Genomic DNA, 7,482 nt, shown 5'->3' on the forward strand with positions numbered 1-7,482 from the left:
TAAAAAAGTTGTATATTTTTTTAACATTTAATGCAATCGATTGCACTGAATGGAGATAATACTTAAATTAAAAAGGAGATGAGTTTAAAATGAGTAGTAAAACAAAATTAATTTCATTTGACTTTTGGCAAAAGCTAGGTAAAGCTTTATTAGTGGTTATAGCGGTTATGCCAGCAGCAGGGCTTATGGTTTCTATAGGAAAACTTATAGGTATGTCATCTGATGCTCACTTAATAATGACAACAGCAAAAGTTGTGGAAGATATAGGTTGGGGAATAATTGGAAACCTACATATACTATTTGCTGTTGCAATAGGAGGATCTTGGGCAAAAGAAAGAGCAGGTGGAGCTTTTGCTGCTGTAATTGCATTTATATTGATAAATCGTATCACGGGAGTTGTACTTGGTGTAAATGCAGATATGCTTTTAGATCCACAAGCAACAGTAACTTCTTTAACAGGATCTACACTTTTAGTTAAAGATTATTTCACATCTATATTAGGTGCACCAGCACTTAACATGGGAGTATTTGTTGGTATAATATCAGGGTTTATGGGAGCTGTACTTTATAATAAATTCTATAACTTTGATAAACTTCCTAAGGCTTTAGCATTTTTTAATGGAAAACGTTTCGTTCCATTTGTTGTTATATTAGGTTCTGTAATAGCTGCAATTATATTATCTATAATTTGGCCATTTGCACAGGGAGCTTTAAATGCTTTTGGTATGTGGATTGCATCTTCTAAAGATACTGCTCCGGTTTTAGCGCCATTTGTATATGGAACACTTGAAAGATTATTACTACCATTTGGACTTCATCATATGATAACTGTTCCTATGAACTATACAGAACTTGGAGGTATATATCATATTGCAACAGGAGCAGCTGCAGGAACTACAGTTGCAGGGCAAGATCCATTATGGCTTGCATGGATAACTGATTTAATTAACTTTAAATCTGCAGGAGATATGGCATCGTATAAAGAGTTATTAACAAGTATAACACCAGCTCGTTTTAAAGCAGGTCAGGTTATATTATCAACTGCATCACTTGCAGGTATATCTTTAGCAATGTACAAAAACGTTGATAAAGATAAAGCTAAAAATTACAAACCTATATTTATATCTGCTATGCTAGCATGTTTCTTAACTGGGGTTACAGAGCCAATAGAATTTATGTTTATGTTTATATCACCAGTTTTATATATAGTTTATGCAATTCTTACAGGACTTGCATTTGCACTTGCCGATATAATTCACTTAAGAGTGCATGCTTTTGGATTTATAGAATTTTTAACTCGTACTCCAATGCTTGTTAAAGCAGGACTTACAATGGATTTAGTTAATTTCTTTATATCATGTGCTGTATTTTTCTTACTAAACTTTGGAATATTTAATTTCTTAATCAAGAAGTTTAATATTGCAACACCAGGACGTAAAGGAAACTATATAGAAGAAAGTAATGAAGAAGAGAGCAAAAAGACAGATACTAATAACATAGCTCAAGATGTATTATCAAGTAAAATAATCAACTTACTTGGAGGAGCTGATAATATAGAAGACGTAGATGCATGTATGACTAGATTAAGAGTAACTGTAAAAGATGTGAGCTTGGTTGGAAATGAAAAGGATTGGAAGGCACTTGGGGCATTAGGACTTATTGTCAAAGATAGAGGGGTCCAAGCGATATATGGACCAAAGGCTGATGTTTTAAAATCTAATATATTAGATATGTTAGGAGTGTAAAACAGTGAAGCTTTTAACATTGAATTGCCACTCTTGGCAAGAAGAAAATCAAATTGAAAAAATATCTTATATAGCTAAGGTCATAAATGAAAAAGAATATGACGCTATAGCTCTTCAAGAAGTAAGTCAATTAATATGTTCAGATATAGCTTATGATAATGTGAAAGCAAATAACTTTGCATTATTACTTCAAGATGAATTAAAAAAACTTGGAAATGAGAAGTATACACTCCATTGGGATGTTGCTCATATAGGTTATGATATATATGAAGAGGGGCTTTGTCTTATGACAAAGCTTCCTGTAGTTAAAAAGGATAGTTTTAACATATCTATAAGCGATGATATTAACTTTTGGAAAACTAGGAAAATAGTTAAGTTAAATGTGGTTTATAACAATTATGAAATTAGTTTATATTCGTGTCATTTAGGATGGTGGAATGACGAAGAAGAGCCATTCAAAGAACAGTTTGATAAACTTTTTATGCAAATTGAAAATGATAAATTTGCATTTGTGATGGGGGATTTTAATAATAATGCTAATGTAGAAAATGAAGGATATGATTATATTTGTGAAAAATTATTTGACACATATAATTTATCAAAAAATAAAGATTCAGGAATAACTGTAAAAGGAAAAATTGCAGGGTGGGATAAAAATAAAGAAAACTTAAGGATAGATTTAATTCTTTCAAATAAAGAAATCAAAGTAGAAAGTTCTAATGTTATTTTTAATGGAATAAATAAAAATGTGGTATCAGATCATTATGGGGTAGAGGTAGTTGTAAATATATAGTGTATGTAAGTGGATTTGTGGAGAATGTAGTTGTTTCCTTCACACAAGGTACAAAAAACGTACCTTAAGTGTTTCGTCAACAGCTACATTCTCCACAAATCATAGAAACGATGTAAGAGAATGGAAAGTTATGGAGGTTGATATATATGAAGAAAACTTGGTGGAAAGAAGCCGTAGCTTATCAAGTTTATCCTAGAAGTTTTAAAGATTCTAATGGAGATGGAATTGGAGATTTAAGAGGGATTATACAAAAGTTAGATTATATAAAAGATTTAGGAATAGATGTAATATGGGTTTCACCTTTTTATAAGTCTCCTAATGATGATAATGGATATGATATTAGTGATTATAGAGATATTATGGATGAATTTGGTAGTATGAAAGATTTTGATGAACTATTAGATGAAGTTCATAAAAGAGGAATGAAGTTAATTATAGATTTAGTAATAAACCATACTAGCGATGAACATCCTTGGTTTGTGGAATCTAGATCTTCTAAAGATAGTAAAAAGCGAGATTGGTATATATGGAAAGATGGAAAGGATAGTAAAGAACCAAATAACTGGGAAAGTATATTTGGAGGATCTGCATGGGTTAAAGATGATCTAACAGATCAATACTATTTACATCTTTTTACTAAAAAGCAGCCAGATTTAAACTGGAAAAATAAAGACATGAGATTAGCTATATATGACATGATGAACTGGTGGCTAGAAAAAGGTATAGATGGATTTAGAGTAGATGCGATTAGTCATATAAACAAAGAAAAAGGGCTTTTAGATATGCCAAATCCAGATAATTTAAAATATGTTTCATGTTTTGAAAAGCATATGAATGTAGATGGAATTCACAATTATTTAAAAGATATAAAAGAAAATACTTATGGAAATTATGATGTTATGACAGTTGGAGAAGCTAATGGAGTAACTCCTGAGGATGCTCATCTTTGGGTATCAGAAAAAGACGGTAAGTTTGATATGGTATTTCAGTTTGAGCATTTAGATTTATGGAATAGTGATATGGATAAGACTCTTGATTTAGTTGAATTTAAAAAAGTATTAAGCAAATGGCAAACAAACTTACATGGATTAGGATGGAACGCTTTATTCATAGAAAATCATGATATACCTAGGATTGTATCTATGTTAGGTAATGATAAAGAGTATTGGTATGAAAGTGCTACGTGTTTAGGGCTTATGTATTTTATGCAAGAGGGGACTCCTTTTATATATCAAGGTCAAGAAATAGGGATGACAAATGTAGAATTTAAAAATATTGAAGATTACAATGATGTAAAAACTAAAAATAACTATTATATAGGATTAGATTCAGGTAATAGTCATGAAGAGCTTATGAAACGAGCATGGAGGTTATCTAGAGATAACGCACGAACTCCTATGCAGTGGAACAGTAGCGATTTTGGAGGGTTTAGTAGTGTAACACCTTGGATAGGAATAAATCCAAACTATAAAAATATAAATGTTGAAAATCAAATAATAGATAAAAATTCTATATTAAACTTTTATAAAAGTATGATTAAAATTAGAAAAGAATATGAAGCTTTAATATATGGTGAGTATAAATTGATATTAGAAAATGATACAAAGATATATGCATATGAAAGAGTATTAGGTAATAGTAAATTTTTAGTAATTAGCAATATGTCTAATGATAATGTTTTATATAATTACGATGAAGTAAAATTAAATTACAGAAACTTAATTTTATCAAATATAGAAGTAAAAGAGCATGATATAATAAGTTCGTTGAATTTAAAACCTTGGGAATGTAGATTATATAAAATATAATAAGGGGTATTTATATGACTGAAAAAGAAAAAATGCTAAAAGGAGATGGATATATTGCATCTGATCCAGAGCTAGTAAAAGATAGACAACAAGCTAGGATATTAACAAGATTATATAATCAAACTATAGAGACTGATGATTATACAAAAAATGAAATTTTAAGAAAATTACTTGGATCTACAGGTGAAAATGTATATATAGAACCAAGTTTTAAATGCGATTATGGTTACAATATACATTTAGGTGAAAATTTTTATGCTAATTTTGATTGTATAATGTTAGATGTATGCGAAATTAAAATTGGTAAAAATGCTATGTTAGCTCCAAATGTTCAAATATACACAGCTTATCATCCGATAGATCCTAAATTAAGAATTTCAGGAATCGAATATGGATCTCCGGTAACAATAGGAGATAATGTATGGATAGGCGGGGGTGCTATAATAAATCCAGGTGTAACCATAGGTGATAATGTTGTTATAGGATCTGGTAGTGTTGTTACAAAAGATATACCATCTAATTGTGTAGCTGTAGGAAATCCGTGTAAAGTAATTAAAAATATTTAAATAAAAAATTCGCTTTGCTCATGTCGCTCAAATTTCATTTTTTACTTTCGCCAAAACATTTGTTAAGTATAATTTCCTTAAGCGTAAAAAATGGCTATCTTATGAGATAGCCATTTAATTTTTTATAACTGAATTAGAAACAGAAACTATAATATTAGATGTTATACAAGCTAACTCAGAAGGAGTTTCAATCATTCCATCTTCAAGCCATCTGGATATAATTCCAATATGCATGGATGTTGCTGTTTCAATTAAATATTTTAAAGGGATACAAAATGCATCTGGAGTTTTTATTACAGATATTTTTTTTATCAACTCTTCAATTAGGCTTTTAAATTTCAATTGAAAGTTTAAGTCACCATTTCCTCCTAATATAACTTTTACAAAGTCAGAGTTTTTACCTATACATTCATAAACGCAGCTTAAAAAAGGAATTATAGTAGTTGCATCTTGTATAGGGAAAGATTGAGGGTTAAATATTTTAAATGCATCAGCTAATACTTCTTTTATTTCGTTTAATATATCATTTTGACTTTGTTCTAATAAATCGTATTTATCCATGTAATGTAGGTAGAAAGTAGCTCTGTTGATATTAGCTTTGTCAGTAATATCTTTTATAGTAATTTTATCAAATGGTTTTTCTTTCATTAATGATGTTAAAGATTCTTTAATTACACTTCTAGTTTTTAAAATTCTTCTATCCATAATATCCTCCTAAACTAAATATAATCAACAAAATCATGAAATGTGTTTAATAATAAACACATCGAGAGTTTTTAATTATTGTTATATATTATGACTTAATTATAATTATAATATAAGGATTAATCAACACTGTGTCGATTAAAAGGAGGTTAACATGAGTATTGTTAAAGTAAAAAATATTACTAAGGAAGTTTCTAAAATTAAAATTCTTGATAATGTAAGTTTTGAAATTGAAGAGGGAGAAATATTAGGATTAATAGGACCATCTGGGTCTGGAAAGAGTACGTTTATAAAATCTATTATAGGTATGGAAAAAATTACTTCTGGAGAAGTATTCATATTAGGAAATAAAATACCAAATAGAAACATATTGCAAAGTATTGGATATATGGCTCAATCTGATGCTTTATATGAGGATTTGACTGGTAAAGAAAACTTAGAATTTTTTGCTAAAATATTTTCAATAAATAAGTATGAGATAAATAAAAGAATAGAGTATGTATCAAATTTAGTTAATATGCAAAATGATTTAAATAAAAAGGTTAAATATTATTCTGGAGGTATGAAAAGAAGGTTATCATTAGCTATATCATTAATACAGGACCCAAAGATTTTAATACTAGATGAACCTACTGTAGGAATTGATCCTAAACTTAGACTTAGTATTTGGAATGAGCTAAATAAATTAAAATTAAATGGGAAATCCATAATAATAACAACTCACGTAATGGATGAAGCTCAAAGATGTGATAAGTTAGCATTAATAAGAAACGGTAAAATTATAGCAAATGGAACACCTAGTAAATTAAAGGATGAATTTAAAGTAGGTACTATTGAGGATATATTCTTAAAAATAGGAGGTGAAATTTAATGAGGGTAAAAGCTATTATAATAAGAATAATAAAACAAACCATTCATGATAAAAGAACATTAGCACTTATGATGGTTGCACCTATGATTGTTATGACTTTAGTTTATTTTTTATTCAACTCTAATGAAGAAAATTTATTAAATGTAGGGGTTTATAATACATCATCAGAGTTTAATGAATCACTTAAGGATGTAGATCTTAATATAAAAGAATACAGTGATAAAAATAATATTAAAAATAAAATAACAAATCAAAATCTAGACGCTTTTATAGTTAAAAATAATAATGAATTAGAAATAACATATGAAAATAGTTCTCCAATAAATACAAAAGAAATTGAAGCAAAAGTACAATCAACTATACTAAAAGATGAATTTTTAAAGATTTCTTCAAAAGTTAATAAAAACATTGGAGAAAGTAATAATATATCGATAGACTCAAGTTATGTATATTCAAATGAAGACTTAACATATTTTGATACTTTAAGTCCTATACTTATTGGATTCTTTGTATTTTTCTTTGTGTTTTTAGTTTCAGGAATATCCTTATTAAAAGAAAGAACAACAGGTACACTAGATAGACTATTATCTACTCCTATAAAAAGAAGTGAAATTGTATTAGGATATTTAATTGGATATGGAATATTTGCTGTAATACAAACTATATTAATAGTTTTATTTTCTATTTATGTATTGAATATAACGATTGAAGGAAGTATATCATTGGTAGTTATAGTAAACATATTAATTGCTCTTGTAGCATTATCATTAGGACTTCTTTTATCTACATTTGCTAATTCAGAGTTTCAAATTATGCAGTTTATACCTATAATAATAGTTCCTCAAATATTTTTCACGGGGTTAATACCTATAGAAAGTATGAGTATATGGCTGCAAAATATAGCTAGAATAATGCCTCTATACTATGGAGCAAGTGCTCTGAGTGGTATATTTGTAAAAGGTTTTAATTTTTATAATATATATAATGATTGTAT

General features: G+C 28.4%; 7 protein-coding genes. 6 read left to right on the forward strand and 1 reads right to left on the reverse strand.

Features of this window, described 5'->3' with window-relative positions; translation table 11 throughout:
- Positions 1 to 89 precede the first annotated feature (89 nt).
- The 4 genes from RWY47_RS03710 to RWY47_RS03725 all read left to right on the forward strand — a co-directional run bounded on the left by RWY47_RS03710 (position 90) and on the right by RWY47_RS03725 (position 4,912).
- Positions 90 to 1,745 carry a PTS transporter subunit IIBC gene (locus RWY47_RS03710; protein WP_224171082.1) on the forward strand — a complete coding sequence of 552 codons (1,656 nt, stop codon included), beginning with the start codon at positions 90 to 92 and terminating at the stop codon, positions 1,743 to 1,745.
- Between the two features lie 4 nt (positions 1,746 to 1,749).
- Positions 1,750 to 2,538, forward strand: a complete 789-nt coding sequence (locus tag RWY47_RS03715) for an endonuclease/exonuclease/phosphatase family protein (RefSeq protein WP_224171081.1) — start codon at positions 1,750 to 1,752, stop codon at positions 2,536 to 2,538.
- Positions 2,539 to 2,684: 146 nt separating this feature from the next.
- A complete protein-coding gene (locus RWY47_RS03720) occupies positions 2,685 to 4,346 on the forward strand; it encodes an alpha-glucosidase (protein ID WP_150842539.1) in 1,662 nt (553 codons plus the stop codon).
- Positions 4,347 to 4,360: 14 nt separating this feature from the next.
- A complete protein-coding gene (locus RWY47_RS03725; RefSeq protein WP_150842540.1) occupies positions 4,361 to 4,912 on the forward strand; it encodes a sugar O-acetyltransferase in 552 nt (183 codons plus the stop codon).
- Positions 4,913 to 5,026: 114 nt separating this feature from the next.
- Here the strand turns inward: RWY47_RS03725 and RWY47_RS03730 are convergent, their stop codons facing one another.
- Positions 5,027 to 5,617: a TetR/AcrR family transcriptional regulator gene (locus tag RWY47_RS03730; protein WP_150842541.1), complete on the reverse strand. Its 591-nt coding sequence runs from the start codon at positions 5,615 to 5,617 to the stop codon at positions 5,027 to 5,029.
- Between the two features lie 154 nt (positions 5,618 to 5,771).
- Here RWY47_RS03730 and RWY47_RS03735 point away from each other — a divergent pair, with 154 nt between their 5' ends.
- Entirely contained in the window at positions 5,772 to 6,488 is a 717-nt protein-coding gene (locus RWY47_RS03735; protein ID WP_206622141.1) for an ABC transporter ATP-binding protein, read from the forward strand.
- Positions 6,488 to 7,482: ABC transporter permease (locus tag RWY47_RS03740; protein WP_316030241.1), on the forward strand; the 995-nt coding region annotated here is incomplete at its 3' end. The genes RWY47_RS03735 and RWY47_RS03740, both read left to right, overlap by 1 nt.

Source organism: Paraclostridium sp. MRS3W1 (assembly GCF_032465715.1).
GTDB classification, from domain to species: Bacteria; Bacillota; Clostridia; order Peptostreptococcales; family Peptostreptococcaceae; genus Paraclostridium; species Paraclostridium dentum.